The following is a 16423-nucleotide window of genomic DNA, read 5'->3' on the forward strand; positions in this document are numbered from 1 at the left end:
CTGTGGAGGGACCGACCGGCGCGATCGGCGTCGTTCCGGGCGTCTCGAGGCCGGAATCGCCGGAGATCCGGGGCGGGGCTGGTAGGTTACCGACGGTCCGACCGGTTGAGGACGTCCGTCCCCGGCCGAGGACGATCCATCGAAACCAGCTGTTCCGACAGCGAGAACGTCCTGGGAGGACACTCCATGGCTGACAAGTCGCTCAACCGCACCGAGCTCGTCGCGAAGATCGCCGCCGACTCCGGCCAGAGCCAGGCCGCCGTCAACGGCGTCCTCGACTCGCTCTTCACCACCCTCGCCGACTCCGTGTCGAACGACGTGAAGGTCACCATCCCCGGCTGGATCGCCGTCGAGCGCACCTCCCGCGCCGCACGCACCGGCCGCAACCCGCAGACCGGCGAGACCATCCAGATCGCCGCCGGCCACTCGGTCAAGGTCTCCGCGGGCACCAAGCTCAAGGCCGCCGCGAAGTAGTCGCGCCCTCCGACACGGCCCCGGCACTGCGCCGGGGCCGTCGTCGTCCGCGGACGCGCCCGCCGATCGTCCGCGGACGCGCCCGCCGATCGTCCGCCGACGCGGCTGCCGATCAGCCGCGGAACGTAGGCTGGACCGGTGAATCGAACCGTCCGGATCGTCGGCCCTGCGCTCGTGCTCGTCGCCGCAGCGCTCGTCGCCCTCCTCTCGGCCCTGGCCTTCGGAGGGGGAGCCGCGGCTCCGCTGCTGAACGATCCCGGCCCCGTGGTCCGCTACGGCCTCCCGATCGCCAAGCTGGCTGTCAATCTGGGCGCCGCGGGCATGATCGGCTCGCTCGTGCTGACGCTGTTCGCGCTGAGCCCCCGCGCCGCCGCCGCCCGCGACGCACGGTCCTCGTCCCGATCTTCGACCGCTCACGCCTCCTCTCGCGGCGGCCAGTCCTCGCGCGGCGGCCAGTCCTCCTCCCGCGCCGGATCGACGCGCACCGCGGTCGCCCCCGCGCGCCCCGCGACCGCCGAGGCCGCGCCCGAGCCGCGCACCGAGTTCTCGATCGCCCTCGACGTCGCCGCCGCCAGCGCCGCCTTCTTCGCGGCGGCCAGCGCGGTGACCGGGTTCCTCACCTTCCTCAACGTCACGCAGACGCCCCTGAGCCTCGACCGCGACTTCGGCACCAAGCTCAGCTACTTCATCGGCAGCATCCAGGTCGGCCAGGCCTGGCTCATCACGACGCTGCTCGCGGCCGTCGTCACCGTCCTCTGCTTCGCCGTCCGCAACCAGACCGCGCTCGTCTTCGTCACGGGCCTGGCCCTGCTCACGCTGCTGCCGATGGCGCAGCAGGGGCACGCGGCGGGAGCGAGCGGGCACGACGCCGCCGTCACGGCGCTGGGCCTGCACCTCGTCTTCGCGGCGATCTGGCTGGGCGGCCTCATCACCGTCATCGCCCTGCGGCCCCTGCTCGGCGGCTCCCGCCTGCTGCCCGTGATCGAGCGCTACTCCAGCCTCGCGCTCGTGAGCTTCGTCGTGGTCGCGGCGTCCGGCTACGTCAGCGCCGAGCTCCGGCTCGCCACTCTCGACAACCTGCTCACCGGCTACGGGATCCTCGTGCTGGTCAAGGTCGCGGCGCTGGTCGCGCTGGGCCTGTTCGGCGTTCTGCAGCGCCGCTACCTCATCGAGCGGATGCGGAAGGCCGGCGGCGTCGGCGGCCGCAGCTTCTGGTGGCTCGTCGGCGCCGAGATCGCCTTCATGGGGATCGCGTCCGGAGTCGCCGCGGCGCTCGCGCGCACCGCGACCCCGGTCGACCAGATCGCCGCGAGCCAGCTCACGGATCCGACCCCGGCCCAGCTGCTGACGGGCGAGCCCCTGCCGCCGCCCGCGAGCGCGATGAACTTCCTCACGCTCTGGAACATCGACCTGGTCTGGCTCCTGGTCTGCTCCTTCGCCATCGCGTTCTACGTCGCCGGAGTGGTGCGCCTGCACCGCCGCGGCGACCGCTGGCCCCTGCACCGCACGATCCTCTGGATCGCGGGCATGCTCCTCCTGGCCTACATCACGAACGGCGGGGTGAACGCGTACGAGAAGTACCTGTTCAGCGCCCACATGCTCTCGCACATGGTCCTCACCATGGCGGTGCCGCTGCTGCTCGTCCCGGCGGCACCGGTCACGCTCATCGCCCGCGCCGCCGCCCGCCGCACCGACGGCTCCCGCGGCGCCCGCGAGTGGGTGCTGCTCGCCGTGCACTCGCGCTTCGCCACCGCGATCTCGCACCCGATCGTCGCCGCGCTGCTGTTCGTCGGGTCGCTCTGGGGCTTCTACTACTCCCCGCTGTTCCGCTGGGCCACCACGGACCACATCGGCCACGAGTGGATGATCGTCCACTTCCTGATCACCGGCTACCTCTTCGTCAGCGTCCTGATCGGAGTGGACCCGAGCGTGCACCGCGTGCCCTACGCGATGCGCCTGCTGCTGCTGCTGGGCACCATGGCGTTCCACGCCTTCTTCGGCCTCGCACTGATGACGGGGGAGGGGCTGCTCCTCGCCGACTGGTACGGAGCGATGGGCTGGGGCACCTCCGCGCTCGCCGATCAGCAGGCGGCCGGCGGCATCGCGTGGAGCATCGGCGAGATCCCCACCCTCGCGCTCGCGATCGTCGTCGCGATGATGTGGAGCCGCTCCGACGCCCGCGAGACCAAGCGCCGCGACCGCCAGGCCGACCGCACCGGAGAGGCCGAGCTCACGGCCTACAACGACCGCCTGGCCGCCCTCCAGAAGCGCGGCTGATCCGCGCCCGGGCCCCGGGGTCCCGGCGGCCCGCGGGTACAGTGGAGCGGTGACTCAGCCGACCCTCTCCGACGAGCAGCAGCGGGTCTTCGACCTCATCGAGAACACGCGCGAGCACCTGTTCGTCACGGGTCGCGCGGGCACGGGCAAGTCCACCCTGCTCAACCACCTGAGCTGGAACACCGACAAGCAGATCGTCATCTGCGCCCCCACCGGCGTCGCGGCGCTGAACGTCGGCGGCCAGACCATCCACTCGCTCTTCCGACTGCCGATCGGCGTCATCGCCGACTCCGACCTCGACCAGCCGCCCGAGCTGCGCAAGCTCCTCAACACCATCGACACACTCGTCATCGACGAGATCTCCATGGTCAACGCCGACCTGCTCGACGGGATCGACCGCAGCCTCCGGCAGGCGCGGCAGCGGCGCTCCGAGCCGTTCGGGGGCGTGCAGGTCGTCCTCTTCGGCGACCCGTTCCAGCTCGCGCCCGTTCCCGGCGATCCGGAGGAGCGCGCCTACTTCGCCGACCGCTACCGCTCGCTGTGGTTCTTCGACGCCCTCGTCTGGCAGGAGGCGCCGCTGCGGATCGTCGAGCTCGGCCGGATCCACCGGCAGAGCGACGAGCGCTTCAAGTGGATGCTCAACGCGGTCCGCTTCGGCATGGTGACGAAGGAGATCGCCGACGTGCTGAACGCGGCGGGCGCGCGGACGCCTCCGGCCGACGACGCGATCACGCTCGCGACCCGCAACGACACGGTCAACCGCATCAACCAGGCGGCGCTCGCGCGGCTGAAGGGCCCGCTGAAGACCGCGTCGGCCGAGATCAGCGGCGACTTCGGCGGGCGCGCCTATCCGGCGGACCAGAACCTCGAGCTCAAGATCGGCGCGCACGTGATGTTCCTGCGCAACGACTCCGAGCAGCGCTGGGTGAACGGCACGATCGGCCGGGTGACGAAGGTCGCGGGGACGGTGTGGGTCGAGGTGGACGGCGAGGTCCACGAGGTCGAGCCCGCGACCTGGGAGCGCTACCGCTACTCCTACTCCGCCGCGACGAAGAAGCTCACCCGCGAGATCGTCGCCGAGTTCGCGCAGTTCCCGCTCCGCCTGGCGTGGGCGGTCACGATCCACAAGTCGCAGGGCAAGACCTACGACTCCGCCGTGGTCGACCTCGGGCAGCGCGCCTTCGCGCCCGGGCAGACCTACGTGGCGCTCAGCCGCATCACGAGCCTCGAGGGGCTCTACCTGACGCGGCCGCTCCGGCCGAGCGACATCATCGTCGACAAGGACGTGCTGCGCTTCATGTCCGAACGGCGAGCCGAGCCGGCCGCCGTCGCGGAGGCGTCCGCGGATTGACGCCCCGCGGAGGAGGTCGGAGCAGGCCCTCAGGCCGCCGCGCAGGTCCGGGCGAGATCGCGGAACAGCTCCGTCGTCAGCCGGTACGCCTCCGCGACCTCCGCGATGACCCGCTCGCGCTCCTCCTCGTCCCAGCCCGCGGCGTCGAGCTGCTCGCGATAGGTGGCGCGGAAGGCCGACGGTGCGGCGATCTCGCCGAAGAGGAAGAAGCCGACGCCGTTGGTCTCGAAGCCGAACCGCCGCTGCAGCAGCCCGCGGACGATCGCGCAGCCGGAGAGGTCGCCGAGGTAGCGCGTGTAGTGGTGGGCGACGAAGCCGCCGCTCCAGCCCGCGGCCACGGTGCGGATCCGGTCGACGTAGGCGCCGGTCGAGGGCAGCGGGCGGATTCGTTCCCGCCAGTCCTCGCCGACGAGGAAGCGCAGGTCCTCCGCGATCGCGGGGAGCCGGGTGAGCTTGGCCGAGAGGAAGGGCTCCGCGACCGGATCGCCGGCCATGTCCTCCGCCACGGCCTCGAGGGCCTCGTAGACGAAGTAGTGCTGCGAGATGAGCGCGATGTAGTCGTCGCGGCTGCCGGAGCCGGTCATCAGCGAGGTCATGAAGGCGGCGCCCTCGTCGTCCGCGCCGGACTGCCCGATGCGCAGGCGCAGGGCCTCGGAGAACGGGATGACGTTCGACACGGTGGCCTCCCTCGGCGACTGAGGTCTGCCTTACCTTAGCCGAGCGGGGCCGCCGGGACCAGAGGGCGTCAGTGCCCGTGTCCGCGGTCGACGACGGAGTGCATCATCCCGCCCATGTCGCCCGAGCCGCCCGAGGAGGCGGCCATGGCGGGGGTGGCGAGGGCGGAGACGGTGAGCGCGCCGGCCAGGAGTCCGACGAGAGCTCGCGACGGCGAGACGGCCTTCTCCTCGACGCGCGGAGAGCGGAGCGAGACGGCCACCACGGCGACCGCGATCAGCTGGAGGGCCGCGGCGGCCAGCGCGGGGAGGGGCTCGGCGAGTGCGCCGAGGGCCAGAGCGAGGGCGAACGCCGCCAGGGAGGCGACCGCGACGACCAGCGCGGAGCGCGGCACGACGATCCGGCCGCGCGCCAGGACGAGGACCGCCCAGAGGATCTCGACGGCACCGAGCACTCCGATCACCGGGGCCTGCACGCCCTCGCCGCCGGCGGCGAGCGAGAGGTGGACGAGCCCGGCGCCGAGTCCGGCGAAAGCGGCGTTGCAGCGGGCCACGGTGGTCATGGCGGCTCCTTCGCTGGATCGGGGAAGAAGAGGAGGCCCCGGATCGACACACCGCATCGTGTCGTCCGGGGCCGTTCAGTCCGTCCGCCGCGGAAAACGGCGGGCCCACGGCGGACGGAGTAGAGGGGGGCGGCGGGTGCCGCCCTGGTCAGGCGGTCGCGGCGGTGCGCGTCCTCGCCGTCTTCTCGGTGCCGAGTCCGACTCCCAGGAGCACCAGCGCGCTGGCCAGGTGCAGGAAGTGGTCGGCGGTGTTCAGCGCCAGCACGTTCAGAGCGGTGTCGACCAGGAAGAAGCCGACGATGCCGAGCAGCAGGTACACCGCTCCGACGGTCACGTTGACGGTCTTCGCCGCGGCGACGGTCGACAGGCCCGCGATCAGCAGCGCGCCTCCGATGAGCAGGTGGGCGATGTTGTGCAGCGGGTTCACCTCGAAGATGCCGAGCAGGAGCCCGCCTTCGGTCGAGAGGAACTGCACGCCTCCGGTCACGACGAAGCCGAGCAGCCCGACGACGACGTAGACGGCTCCGAAGAGAGTCGCCAGCAGTCGATTGGGGGATCTGCGCATGGTCTCTTACCTCCTTCGAGCAGCGCCTCTGCGCTGTACTCCCTCTCTTCGTAACCGGGCGCCTGCCGGTTTGGGAACGGGGTGGACTCCGCCGGTCACGGTCAGGACACGAATCGCGATCGGGCGCTCAGCGGCCCTCTCCGGCCCGACGGAGCCCCCGTACAGTGGTGCCGTTCGCAGACGACGGGGGAGTCGCACGGCATGGGATCTCGCAGACGGACGCGGACGGGGCTGCTCGTCGTCCCGGTCCTCGTGCTCGCACTGGCCGGCTGCACGCCCGCCGCCGCCTCGCGCGTGGCGGAGGCGCCCGCGCAGGCGGCGTCGGAGGAGCTCGCCTCCGCCCTGTCGGGGTTCCTCGACGAGACGGTCGGCGTCGCCGGCGCGACCGGAGCGGTCGCCGGTGTCTGGTCGCCGTGGGGCGGCAGCTGGGAGGGCGCGGTCGGCTGGGAGTCGGACGAGCGCACCACCGCCCTCACCACCGACGCGCACCTGCGGCTCGGCACCGGCGGCACCGAGGCGATGACCTGCGACGTGGTCCTCGCCCTCGCCGACTCCGGCCGGGTCGACCTCGACGCCGACGTCGGCGAGACGCTGCGCTCCCTGCCCGGCATCGACGGGCTCACCCTGCGCGAGCTCTGCGCGCACACCTCCGGCCTGGCCGACTTCCGCTCGGCGCTCTGGCCGACCGTGCTCCAGAACCCCCCGCGGCAGTGGCCGACGCTCGAGCTGCTCGCCGCGGCCCAGGTGCGCGGCGCCTCGGCCGAGCCCGGAGCGGCGTGGTCCGACTCCGCCACCGGTCCGCTGCTCGCCGGCATCGTCGCCGCGCAGGTGACCGGTCGGAGCATCGGGGAGCTCTACGACCAGTACGTGGTGCCGCGGTACGGGCTGCGCAGCACGGAGCTGCCAGACGCCTCCGAGGTCGACCTGCCCGCTCCGTCCCCCCGCGGCTACGCGGTCGCGCTGGACCCGGCGACCGGGGAGAAGCGCTGCGACGTGCGCCTCGACGTCACCGCCGCGTCCCCGTCCGCGCTCGGCGCCGCGGGCGGAGCGCTGACCGATCTGGAGGACCTCCGGCGGCTGGCGACGGGTCTCGCGGCCGATCCCGCGGGCGACGCCATGTGGCAGGACCCGGTCGTCCAGGGCCAGGGCCGCGCCGACTACCTCCGCGCCGGGCTCGGCGGGCACGAGGCGGGACCCCTCCGCGGCTTCTCGGGCCTCGCGCCCGGCTTCGTCACCGCGGCCTACTCCGACCCGGTCTCGGGCCTGACCGTGGCCGTCTCGATCAACAGCTCGACGCCCGGCGGCGACTTCGCCGCGACGGTCGCCCGCACCCTGGCCGCCATCGCGGTCGAGCAGGGAGCCGCGGCGGGAGCCGAGGGCCTGCCCCGGCTCCCGTGGACGGCCGACGGCGAGCGCGGCGCCGTGCAGGGGACCCCGACGCGCTGCTGATCCGGCGGCGCCCTACTCTGGTGCCATGCCGATCACTCCCGACACCAAGGACTGGACCTGGGTCCTCGAGTGCCCCTGCCTCGAGTGCGGTTTCGACGCCTCGCTCGTCGACGCCGACGAGGTCGCCGAGCTCATCCGCGAGAACGCCGCCGCCTGGCCCTACGTGCTCGACCGCGACGACGCGGCGGGCCGGCCCGACGACGAGACCTGGTCGCCGCTCGAGTACGCCGCGCACGTGCGCGACGTGCACCGCATCTACCGCACCCGTGTGCAGCTGATGCTCGCCGGCGACGACCCGCTCTACCCCAACTGGGACCAGGACGTCACCGCCGTGGAGGAGCGCTACGACCAGCAGGACCCCGCGACGGTCGGCCGCGAGCTGGTCGAGGCGGCCGAGCGCATCGCCGAGGTGTTCGACTCCGTCGCCGGCGCTCAGTGGCAGCGCCGAGGCCGCCGCAGCGACGGCGCGGCGTTCACGGTCGACACGATCGCCCGCTACTACCTGCACGACGTCCAGCACCACCTGCACGACGTGCAGGGCTGAGCTCAGGTGTCGATGAGCTGCGGATTGAGGAACGAGAGCGTCCGCGCGTAGGCGAGCGCCGCGGAGGCGGGGCTGACCGCGTCGCGCAGGTTGCCGTTCGCGAAGTGCCGCTGCGTGTCCGGGTAGGTGTGCGCCGTGACCGGCGTCCCCGACTCCTTCAGCCGCCCGACGAACGACTCCGGGTCGTCGCCCGCGGGCCACTCGTCGCTCTGCGCGTAGTGCAGGAGGGTGGGGCACGGGACCAGCACGTGCTCCTCCGCACCGAGGGTGGCGTAGTACGCGACCACCGCGTCCACGAGCCCGGTGCCCGCGGCGAGCAGCCCGAGGCGGCCGCCGAAGCCGAAGCCGATGACGGCGCTGCGCGGTGCCCCGGCCGCGACTCCGGTGCCGACCGCCTCGGCGACGGCGGCGAGGGTGCGGTCCTGCGCGGCCATCGCGGCGAGGTCGCGCGCGTCCTCCGGGGCGAGCGTGGCCCAGCCGTCGTAGAGGTCGGGCACGAGCACGTGGTAGCCGTGCTTCGCCACGGCCTCGGCGAACGGCTCCAGCCACGGCAGGCGCCCGAAGACGTCGTGCAGCACGACCACCACGGGCCGGCCGGGGTGCCCGTACTCGAGGGCGACGCCCGGCGACGGGATCTGGACGAGCTCTGTCACCCCTCCACCCTGCCCTCTGCGTCCCGCGATCCCGCGCGCTGCCACTGATCCGCCCGGCGTGTCGCGTCGGAACGCAGCTCGGGCGCCTCACCGCTCCGCGCGGCCGTGCGGCTCCAGCGGCAGGACGACCTGCTCGCGCAGGTGCTCGTAGACGACCGAGGTGCGCACGTCGGCGACCTCGCGGCGCTGCGTCAGCTCGTCGATGACGAAGGCGTAGAGGTCCTGGTTGTCGCGGACGGCGACGTGGATGATGAAGTCCTCCGAGCCGGAGGTGACGAACACGCCGACCGTCTCGTCGAGGCCGGCGACCCAGTCGCGGAAGGCCTCGATGATCTCGCGCGACGGCGGACGGATGCGGACCGCGATCAGCGCCTGCACGCCGCGCCCGAGGGCCGCGAAGTCGAGAGTGAGCGTCGCGCCGGTGATGACGCCGCGGCGCCGGAGGCTCCTCGTTCGGTCGAGGGCGGTGGTGGGCGAGACGTGCACGGCGGCTGCGAGGTCCCGGTTCGTGATCCGTGCATCCGACTGCAGGACCTGCAGGATCCGGACGTCGAGTTCGTCGAGTGCCGCTCCTGGGCCGTTCTGCTGGTCGTTCATACGGAGATCCTGCCGCAGGGGAGCCCTCCTGCCTACTCTTCGTGACGTCACTTCGCACGAACCGAGGAGCATCATGACCATCCCCGCCCCCGACGCCGTCGGCTTCCACCCCGACGAGATCGACACCGCCGCGCCCACCCGCTCGGCTCGCCTCAAGTGGGTGGTCGTCGTCGACGAGTCCCTCCCCGCCGGTCGCGCCGTGAACGCCGCGATCTGCGTGGGCGCCGCGACGGCCGCGCACGTCGTGGGACTGCTCGGACCGAGCCCCGCCGACGCGTCCGGATCGCTGCATCCCGGTCTGCCGTGGGCCGGCTGCACGGTCCTCGCCGCCGACGCGGCCACCCTGCTCGCGATCCGCGCGAAGGCCGAGGCGCACGAGGGGACGTTCGTCGCCGACATGCCCGCGTCGGCGCAGGCCACCCGGGTGTACGACGAGTACCGGGAGGCGGTGGCGGCGAGCGGCTCCGACGAGCTGCAGTACCTCGCGGTCAGCCTGGTGGGGCCGAGGAACCGGATCGACAGGATCGTCGGGCGGCTGCCGCTGCTGGGCTGACGGATACCGCTGGGCTGGCGGACGCCGCTGGGCTGCCGGACGCCGCTGCGCTGCCGGACGCCGCTGCAGCGCCGGAGGAGGAGCCGTTCGCATCGGGCCGGAGGACCGGCCGCAGACGAGGGGGAGGAGAGCGAGTGACGGGAATCGAACCCGCGCCATCTGCTTGGGAAGCAGAAGTTCTACCATTGAACTACACTCGCGCGGCGCCGCTCGGGCGCACCAGGACATCGTAGCAAGGCCCGGAGCCGGCCCATGCCCCGGGGTCGCGCCACGCCCTAGGATCGCAGCGTGCTCCTCTCCGACCGCGACATCTCGCTCGAACTCGCCTCCGGCCGCGTGGGGCTCGCCCCGCACGATCCGTCGATGCTGCAGCCGTCGTCCGTCGATGTGCGCCTCGACCGCTTCTTCCGGCTGTTCGACAACCACCGCTACCCGTACATCGATCCGGCCGAGGACCAGCCCGAGCTGACCCGCCTGGTCGAGACGCCGCAGGGCGAGCCGTTCATCCTCCACCCGGGAGAGTTCGTGCTCGGCTCGACCTACGAGGAGGTGTCGCTGCCGGACGACATCGCGGCGCGCCTCGAGGGCAAGAGCTCTCTCGGACGGCTCGGGCTGCTGACCCACTCGACCGCCGGATTCATCGATCCGGGCTTCACCGGCCACGTCACCCTCGAGCTCAGCAACGTCGCGACGCTCCCCATCACGCTCTGGCCGGGGATGAAGATCGGCCAGATGTGCTTCTTCCGCCTCAGCTCGCCCGCCGAGAAGCCCTACGGCTCGGCGGAGTACAGCTCGCGGTACCAGGGCCAGCGCGGTCCGACCGCGTCGCGGTCGGCGCTCAACTTCCACCGCACGGACGTCTACACCGACTGACTCCGGCGCAGGGATCAGGGCGCGGGGGTCAGCCCAGCAGGCGGGGGAGCTGCAGCACGAGCCAGGGGGAGAACGCCCAGGGGGTCGAGCGGACGGCGGCGAGCGTCGCCTCGGCGTCGACCCACTCGTAGTCCATGACCTCGTCGAGGCGCGGATCGAGGGCGTCGCGGCTCGACAGCGTCGCCGTGTAGACGGGGCAGATCTCGTTCTCGACGACGCCGGACGCGTCGACCGCGCGGTAGCGGAAGTCCGGCAGGGCGACCTCCAGCGTGGCCAGCCGGGCGCCGAGCTCGCGCTCGGCCCGGCGGACGACGGCGTCCTCGATCCGCTCGCCCGGGGCGGGGTGCCCGCAGAAGGAGTTGGTCCAGACGCCCGGCCAGGTGCGCTTCTCGAGTGCGCGGCGGGTCACCAGAAGCGCGCCGTCCGGGGAGAAGACGTGGCAGGAGAACGCGAGGTGCAGGGGAGTGGCCGTGTCGTGCACGGTCGCCTTGTCGGCGACCCCCACGGCGTTCCCGGCCTCGTCGAGGAGGACCACCTGCTCGATCCGGTCCGTCTGCACAGTGGCGGCTGGCGAAGTCATACCCGCAAGTCAAGCACGCCGCAACACATCAGCCGGCTTATCGTCCTGGTTCTCCCCTTTGTTAGCCTTCCCACGTGGATACGCGCGACCCCGTGGTTCTGTCCCGGTTGAGGCAGGAGCACGTCGATGCCGTCCTGGACAGGTTCTTCTCGTTGGCGAGGTCCCGGGCGGTGCGTCTCGGACCCCGCTACCTGACCCTCTGGCAGACGCTGGAGGCCAACACCCGCGGCGGCAAGCGCTTCCGCCCGCTGATGGTGATCTCCGCGTACGAGGCCCACGGCGGCCAGGATCCGGAGGCCGCCGCCCATCTCGGCGCGGCGTTCGAGCTGCTGCACACCGCGCTGATCGTGCACGACGACGTGATCGACCGCGACTTCGTGCGCCGCGGCGGCCCGAACGTCTCGGGCAGCTACCGCGACGAGGCGACGACCGCGGGCCTCTCCATCCCGATCGCCGAGCACCGGGGCACCTCGGTGGCCGTGATCGCCGGGGACCTCGCCCTCACCGGCGCCCACCGCCTCGTCGAGGGCGTCGGCGCCTCCGACGGCGTGCGGGCCCGCCTGCTCACCCTGCTCGACGAGGCCGTCTTCGCCTCCGCCGCGGGTGAGCTGGCCGATGTGGACTTCTCCCTCATGCCGGGCATGCCCTCGGTCGACGAGGTGCTCGAGATGGAGCGCCTCAAGACGGCCGTCTACTCGTTCGAGGCGCCGCTCCAGGCCGGAGCGATCCTCGCCGGGGCCTCGGACGCCGCGGTGGACGCCCTCGGCGAGTTCGGCCGCTGGATCGGCATCGCCTATCAGATCGTCGACGACCTGCTCGGGGTCTTCGGCTCGGAGGGGCAGACCGGCAAGACCACGCTGGGCGACCTCCGCGAGGGCAAGCGCACCGTCCTCATCGCCCACGCGGCCGGCACGGACTGCTGGCCCGACATCGAGGCGCTGATCGGCGACGAGCACCTCGCGCCCGAGACCGCGGAGAAGGTGCGCGGCATCCTCGAGGAGTGCGGCGCCCGCAGCTACGCCGAGGGGCTCGCGAACCAGTTCGCCGATCGCGCCTGGGCGGCTCTGGAGACGCCCGCGGTGTCGGAGGCGTTCCGCAACGAGGTCCGCCCGCTGGTGGCCAGCGTGGTCGGGCGCACCCGATGAGCGCTGTCCGCCACGCGCGGATGCGCGCGACGATGCGCTCCGCCCGGCCGAGCCCCCGTACGGTGGCACGATGAGCCGCCAGAGCGAACTGTACGACCGCGTCGCGCACGAGTCGTCCGCGCAGGTGATCCGCCGCTACTCCACCTCCTTCGGGCTGGCCACGCGTCTGCTAGCCCCGGGTGTCCGCGAGCGGGTGGAGGACGTCTACGCCCTCGTGCGCGTCGCCGACGAGATCGTCGACGGCGTCGCCGAGGAGGCCCGTCTCGATCGGGCCGCGGTGGAGGAGTCTCTCGACGCCTTCGAGGCCGAGACCGAGCGCGCGCTCGCCTCCGGCTACAGCTCCAACCTCGTGATCCACGCCTTCGCTCGGACCGCGCGGGCGACCGGATTCGGCACCGAGCTCACCCGGCCGTTCTTCGCGTCGATGCGCGCCGACCTCCGCGAGACCGAGCACACCCCCGAGTCCTTCGAGGCCTACGTCTACGGCTCCGCCGAGGTCGTCGGGCTGATGTGCCTGCACGTGTTCCTCGCGGCGCCGGACGCGGGGCTCGTCTCCGAGGCCGCCCGCGAGCGGCTCGTGGCCGGAGCGCGCCGCCTGGGCGCCGCGTTCCAGAAGGTCAACTTCCTCCGCGATCTCGCCGCCGACGTCGACGGCCTCGGCCGCAGCTACTTCCCCGGAGTCGACCCGCGGGCGTTCTCCGAGCGCGACAAGGCCTCGCTGCTCGCCGACCTCGACGACGACCTCGCCGAGGCCGCAGCCATCGTGGCCGAGCTCCCGCGCTCGAGTCGGCGCGCGGTCCTGCTGGCCCACTCCCTCTTCGCCGCCCTGGCCGACCGGATCCGCGCGACGCCCGCCGAGGAGCTCCTCCGCGCCCGCGTCAGCGTGCCCACGGCCGCCAAGGCGGCGCTCGCGGCCAAGGCGGCCGTGTCGACGCTCGGCCCGCGCCTGGGCCCCGGCCCCGTCCGCGCGACCCGCTCGAGGACCGGCCCGCACCGCGCCGTCGTCATCGGCGGGGGGATCGGCGGACTCGCCTCCGCCGCGCTGCTCGCGCGCGACGGCTACGACGTGACCCTCCTGGAGGCGCGCGAGGCCGTCGGCGGCCGCGCCGGCTCGTGGGAGCACGAGGGCTTCCGCTTCGATACCGGTCCCTCCTGGTACCTGATGCCCGAGGTGTTCGACCACTTCTTCCGCCTCATGGGCACCAGCGCCGAGGAGCGCCTCGACCTCGTCACGCTCGACCCCGGCTACCGGGTCTACAGCGAGGGCGTCGACGAGCCGATCGACGTGCTCGCCGACCTCGAGTCGAACCTCGCGCTCTTCGAGAGCATCGAGCCCGGAGCGGGCGAGCGGATGCGCGCATACCTCGACTCCGCGCGCGACACCTACGAGATGGCCAAGCGCCGCTTCCTCTACACGAGCTTCTCGTCCTTCCTCCCGCTGCTGCGCCGCGACGTGCTCAGCCGGACCGGGAGGCTCGGCCGCCTGCTGCTCACTCCGCTCGACACGTTCGCGGCGACGGCGGTCACCGACAACCGGCTGCGCCAGATCCTCGGCTACCCGGCCGTCTTCCTCGGCTCCTCGCCGTTCGCCGCGCCGAGCATGTACCACCTGATGAGCCACCTCGACCTCGCCGACGGCGTGCTCTATCCGATGGGCGGATTCACGAAGCTGATCGAGGCGGTCGCCGACGTCGCCGAGGAGGCCGGCGTCACCGTCCGCACGTCCTCGCCCGCGACGCGGATCCTCACCGCCCGCTCGCCCCGCGGCGGACGCCGCGGCGCCGAGGTCGTCGGAGTCGAGTTCACGGGCCCCGACGGCACGGAGCGGATCCCCGCCGACCTGGTCGTCAACGCCTCCGACCTCTTCACCACCGAGCAGTCGCTCCTCCCCGAGGAGCTGCGGACCTACCCGCCCGCCTACTGGGAGAAGCGCGAGCCCGGCCCGAGCGCCGTCCTCGTCCTCCTGGGCGTGCGCGGGGAGCTGCCCGAGCTCGAGCACCACACCCTGCTCTTCACGAAGGACTGGCGCGACAACTTCGACAAGATCTTCGGCGAGCACCCGACCGTCCCCGATCCCGCGTCGATCTACGTCTGCCGCCCGAGCGCGACCGACGCGAGCACGGCTCCGGAGGGGCACGAGAACCTGTTCGTGCTCGTGCCGATCCCGGCCGACACCTCGATCGGCCACGGCGGAGTCGACGGCGCGGGCGACGCGCGCGTCGAGGCCATCGCCGACCAGGCCATCGCGCAGATCGCGTCCTGGACCGGCGCGGCCGACCTGGCCGAGCGGATCGTCGTCCGCCGCACCATCGGCCCGGCCGACTTCGAGAGCGACCTCGGCGCCTGGCGCGGCTCGATGCTCGGACCGGCCCACGTCCTCTCGCAGAGCGCCTTCTTCCGGGCCGGAAACGTCAGCCGGCACGTCGACGGCCTGCTCTTCGCCGGCAGCTCCACGATCCCCGGCATCGGCCTGCCGATGTGCATCATCAGCGCCGAGGTCATGCTCAAGCGCGTGCGCGGCGACGTGTCGACCGAGCCGCTGCCCGTGCGGGAGGCGCCGTCCGCTCCGGTCGCGCCCGTCGCCGTGGGGGAGTAGGCGTGGGGATCCTCTACCTGCTCGCGCTCCTCGTCTCGATCACCGGGATGATCGTGCTCGATCGCCGCTTCCGGCTGTTCTTCTGGGCGGACGCGCGACGCGCGGCGATCGTGCTGCCCGTGGGCGTCGCGTTCTTCCTGGTCTGGGACCTCGTGGGGATCGGCCTGGGCGTCTTCTTCCGCGGAGAGACCTCCTACATGACCGGCCTGCAGATCGCGCCGGAGCTCCCGGTCGAGGAGGTCCTCTTCCTCACCCTGCTCTGTTACCTGACGATGGACGTGCACGGCTTCCTCTCGCAGCGCGTCGCCCGGCGGGCGGAGGCGCGCGCGTGACCTACCTCCTCCTCAACGCCGTGTTCCTCGCGGTGGTGCTGGTGCTGCTGCTGCTCGCGCTGCGCCGACGCGTCCTGCGCCTGCCCGCCGTCCTCGGCACGCTCGCCGTGCTGCTGGTGATGACCGCCGTGTTCGACAACATCATGATCGGAGTGGGCCTGCTGGTCGCCTACGACGACGACCTGATCTCGGGCATCCGGATCGGTGTCGCTCCGATCGAGGACTTCGCCTACGCGATCGCCGCGGCCCTCGCCCTCCCGGCGCTCTGGGTGCTCCTGCCCTCGCGTCGTCGGAGCGAGCCGTGAACCGGCTGCGCGCGCTGTTCGTCTCGAGCCGCCCGCTGAGCTGGGTCAACACCGCCTACCCGTTCGCCGCGGCGTACCTGCTGACCACCCGCGAGATCGACCTCGCCTTCGTGCTCGGCACGATCTACTTCCTCATCCCCTACAACCTCGCGATGTACGGGATCAACGACGTCTTCGACTACGAGTCCGACCTGCGGAACCCCCGCAAAGGCGGCGTCGAGGGCGCCGTGCTCGACCGGAGCGAGCACCGCGCGACGCTGATCGCGGCGGTGGCCACGAACGTGCCGTTCCTGGTGGCGCTCGTGCTGCTCGGATCCCCGGTCTCGTGGCTGGTCCTCGCGATCAGCGTCTTCGCGGTGATCGCCTACAGTGCGCCGGGGCTCCGCTTCAAGGAGCGTCCGTTCGTCGACTCGCTGACCTCGGCGACCCACTTCGTCAGCCCGGCCGTCTACGGGATCGCCCTCGCGGGCACCGTGGTCACCGGACCTCTCGTGGCGCTGCTCGTGGCGTTCTTCCTCTGGGGGATCGCGAGCCACGCCTTCGGCGCGGTGCAGGACATCCTGGCCGACCGGGCGGGCGGCATCGGCTCGATCGCGACCGTGATCGGAGCGAAGGCGACCACGCGCTTCGCCATCGCCGCCTACGTCGCGAGCGGCCTGCTCCTGCTCCTGCTGCCCTGGCCGGGGACTCTCGCGGCGATCCTCGCGGTGCCGTACGCGGTGAGCATCTGGCCGTACCGGTCGCTCGAGGACGCCGAGGCGGAGCGGGCGAATGCGGGCTGGAAGCGCTTCCTCGCGCTGAACTTCCTGACCGGCTTCCTCGTCACGCTCCTGCTGATCGTGTTCTGGATCGCCACGGTCTGATCCGCGGCCGCCGGCGCGGGGAGGTCCTC

Annotated in this window: 18 protein-coding genes and 1 tRNA gene; 12 read left to right on the top strand and 7 right to left on the bottom strand. The window is 72.4% G+C overall.

The genetic code is table 11. The annotated features are described in order from the left end of the window. Positions 1-186: 186 nt before the first annotated feature. The 3 genes from C5C95_RS01680 (at position 187) to C5C95_RS01690 (ending at position 4102) form a co-directional block, all read left to right on the top strand. On the top strand, positions 187-474 hold the full coding sequence (locus C5C95_RS01680) for an HU family DNA-binding protein (protein WP_056037903.1): 288 nt from the start codon (positions 187-189) through the stop codon (positions 472-474). A 138-nt stretch (positions 475-612) separates the two neighbouring features. After that, complete coding sequence (locus C5C95_RS01685) at positions 613-2751, top strand: bifunctional copper resistance protein CopD/cytochrome c oxidase assembly protein (RefSeq protein ID WP_258072607.1); 2139 nt, start codon at positions 613-615, stop codon at positions 2749-2751. A 49-nt stretch (positions 2752-2800) separates the two neighbouring features. Next, entirely contained in the window at positions 2801-4102 is a 1302-nt protein-coding gene (locus C5C95_RS01690; RefSeq protein WP_104222908.1) for an ATP-dependent RecD-like DNA helicase, read from the top strand. 29 nt (positions 4103-4131) lie between these two features. Here C5C95_RS01690 and C5C95_RS01695 read toward each other — a convergent pair whose 3' ends face one another. The 3 genes from C5C95_RS01695 to C5C95_RS01705 all read right to left on the bottom strand — a co-directional run bounded on the left by C5C95_RS01695 (position 4132) and on the right by C5C95_RS01705 (position 5904). Further along, the gene (locus C5C95_RS01695; protein ID WP_104222907.1) at positions 4132-4779 is read right to left on the bottom strand and encodes a heme oxygenase (biliverdin-producing); all 648 of its coding nucleotides are present in this window, start codon (positions 4777-4779) and stop codon (positions 4132-4134) included. A 68-nt stretch (positions 4780-4847) separates the two neighbouring features. Next, positions 4848-5339: a hypothetical protein gene (locus C5C95_RS01700; protein ID WP_104246936.1), complete on the bottom strand. Its 492-nt coding sequence runs from the start codon at positions 5337-5339 to the stop codon at positions 4848-4850. 148 nt (positions 5340-5487) lie between these two features. Continuing rightward, the gene (locus C5C95_RS01705) at positions 5488-5904 is read right to left on the bottom strand and encodes a DUF4383 domain-containing protein (RefSeq protein ID WP_104246935.1); all 417 of its coding nucleotides are present in this window, start codon (positions 5902-5904) and stop codon (positions 5488-5490) included. Between the two features lie 201 nt (positions 5905-6105). Between C5C95_RS01705 and C5C95_RS01710 the strand changes: the two genes are divergently transcribed. Both C5C95_RS01710 and C5C95_RS01715 read left to right on the top strand, forming a co-directional pair. Beyond that, positions 6106-7353, top strand: a complete 1248-nt coding sequence (locus C5C95_RS01710; RefSeq protein ID WP_104222904.1) for a serine hydrolase — start codon at positions 6106-6108, stop codon at positions 7351-7353. Between the two features lie 25 nt (positions 7354-7378). Then, a complete protein-coding gene (locus C5C95_RS01715) occupies positions 7379-7897 on the top strand; it encodes a DinB family protein (protein WP_104323664.1) in 519 nt (172 codons plus the stop codon). Positions 7898-7899: 2 nt separating this feature from the next. Here the strand turns inward: C5C95_RS01715 and C5C95_RS01720 are convergent, their stop codons facing one another. Together C5C95_RS01720 and C5C95_RS01725 are read right to left on the bottom strand one after the other, a co-directional pair. After that, complete coding sequence (locus tag C5C95_RS01720) at positions 7900-8550, bottom strand: dienelactone hydrolase family protein (protein WP_104237610.1); 651 nt, start codon at positions 8548-8550, stop codon at positions 7900-7902. Positions 8551-8637: 87 nt separating this feature from the next. After that, positions 8638-9147, bottom strand: coding sequence for an Lrp/AsnC family transcriptional regulator (locus tag C5C95_RS01725; protein ID WP_104255349.1), 510 nt, complete (start codon positions 9145-9147; stop codon positions 8638-8640). Between the two features lie 73 nt (positions 9148-9220). Between C5C95_RS01725 and C5C95_RS01730 the strand changes: the two genes are divergently transcribed. Further along, positions 9221-9700 (top strand): DUF2000 domain-containing protein, encoded by a 480-nt coding sequence (locus C5C95_RS01730; RefSeq protein WP_104323665.1) that lies wholly within the window; start codon positions 9221-9223, stop codon positions 9698-9700. A 129-nt stretch (positions 9701-9829) separates the two neighbouring features. Here the strand turns inward: C5C95_RS01730 and C5C95_RS01735 are convergent. Beyond that, positions 9830-9900: transfer RNA gene (locus C5C95_RS01735), tRNA-Gly, on the bottom strand. A gap of 88 nt (positions 9901-9988) precedes the next feature. Between C5C95_RS01735 and dcd the strand changes: the two genes are divergently transcribed. After that, positions 9989-10573: a dCTP deaminase gene (gene dcd, locus C5C95_RS01740; RefSeq protein ID WP_104222898.1), complete on the top strand. Its 585-nt coding sequence runs from the start codon at positions 9989-9991 to the stop codon at positions 10571-10573. A 28-nt stretch (positions 10574-10601) separates the two neighbouring features. On the opposite strand, the gene idi is transcribed toward dcd, so the two are convergent. Then, positions 10602-11153: an isopentenyl-diphosphate Delta-isomerase gene (idi, locus tag C5C95_RS01745; RefSeq protein WP_104222897.1), complete on the bottom strand. Its 552-nt coding sequence runs from the start codon at positions 11151-11153 to the stop codon at positions 10602-10604. 170 nt (positions 11154-11323) lie between these two features. On the opposite strand from idi, the gene C5C95_RS01750 reads away from it, so the two are divergent. The 5 genes from C5C95_RS01750 to C5C95_RS01770 all read left to right on the top strand — a co-directional run bounded on the left by C5C95_RS01750 (position 11324) and on the right by C5C95_RS01770 (position 16394). Further along, on the top strand, positions 11324-12298 hold the full coding sequence (locus tag C5C95_RS01750; protein ID WP_244229492.1) for a polyprenyl synthetase family protein: 975 nt from the start codon (positions 11324-11326) through the stop codon (positions 12296-12298). A 70-nt stretch (positions 12299-12368) separates the two neighbouring features. After that, on the top strand, positions 12369-14894 hold the full coding sequence (gene crtI / locus C5C95_RS01755) for a phytoene desaturase family protein (protein ID WP_104323666.1): 2526 nt from the start codon (positions 12369-12371) through the stop codon (positions 14892-14894). Between the two features lie 2 nt (positions 14895-14896). Continuing rightward, a complete protein-coding gene (locus C5C95_RS01760) occupies positions 14897-15226 on the top strand; it encodes a lycopene cyclase domain-containing protein (protein WP_104222894.1) in 330 nt (109 codons plus the stop codon). Continuing rightward, positions 15223-15531 carry a lycopene cyclase domain-containing protein gene (locus C5C95_RS01765; RefSeq protein ID WP_104222893.1) on the top strand — a complete coding sequence of 103 codons (309 nt, stop codon included), beginning with the start codon at positions 15223-15225 and terminating at the stop codon, positions 15529-15531. The genes C5C95_RS01760 and C5C95_RS01765 overlap by 4 nt, the downstream gene beginning before the upstream one ends. Beyond that, a complete protein-coding gene (locus C5C95_RS01770) occupies positions 15528-16394 on the top strand; it encodes a prenyltransferase (protein ID WP_104222892.1) in 867 nt (288 codons plus the stop codon). Before C5C95_RS01765 ends, C5C95_RS01770 begins: the two co-directional genes overlap by 4 nt. The last annotated feature ends 29 nt before the right edge of the window (positions 16395-16423 follow it).

Source organism: Rathayibacter sp. AY1B7, from assembly GCF_002932735.1.
Classification (GTDB): Bacteria; Actinomycetota; Actinomycetes; order Actinomycetales; family Microbacteriaceae; genus Rathayibacter.

Excerpts from the sequence above, each read along its gene's own strand:
- C5C95_RS01705 (WP_104246935.1), bottom strand. The coding sequence starts at position 5,904 with ATGCGCAGATCCCCCAATCGACTGCTGGCGACTCTCTTCGGAGCCGTC.
- C5C95_RS01700 (WP_104246936.1), bottom strand. The coding sequence starts at position 5,339 with ATGACCACCGTGGCCCGCTGCAACGCCGCTTTCGCCGGACTCGGCGCC.
- idi (WP_104222897.1), bottom strand. The coding sequence starts at position 11,153 with ATGACTTCGCCAGCCGCCACTGTGCAGACGGACCGGATCGAGCAGGTG.
- C5C95_RS01730 (WP_104323665.1), top strand. The coding sequence starts at position 9,221 with ATGACCATCCCCGCCCCCGACGCCGTCGGCTTCCACCCCGACGAGATC.
- C5C95_RS01680 (WP_056037903.1), top strand. The coding sequence starts at position 187 with ATGGCTGACAAGTCGCTCAACCGCACCGAGCTCGTCGCGAAGATCGCC.
- crtI (WP_104323666.1), top strand. The coding sequence starts at position 12,369 with ATGAGCCGCCAGAGCGAACTGTACGACCGCGTCGCGCACGAGTCGTCC.
- C5C95_RS01725 (WP_104255349.1), bottom strand. The coding sequence starts at position 9,147 with ATGAACGACCAGCAGAACGGCCCAGGAGCGGCACTCGACGAACTCGAC.
- C5C95_RS01715 (WP_104323664.1), top strand. The coding sequence starts at position 7,379 with ATGCCGATCACTCCCGACACCAAGGACTGGACCTGGGTCCTCGAGTGC.
- C5C95_RS01710 (WP_104222904.1), top strand. The coding sequence starts at position 6,106 with ATGGGATCTCGCAGACGGACGCGGACGGGGCTGCTCGTCGTCCCGGTC.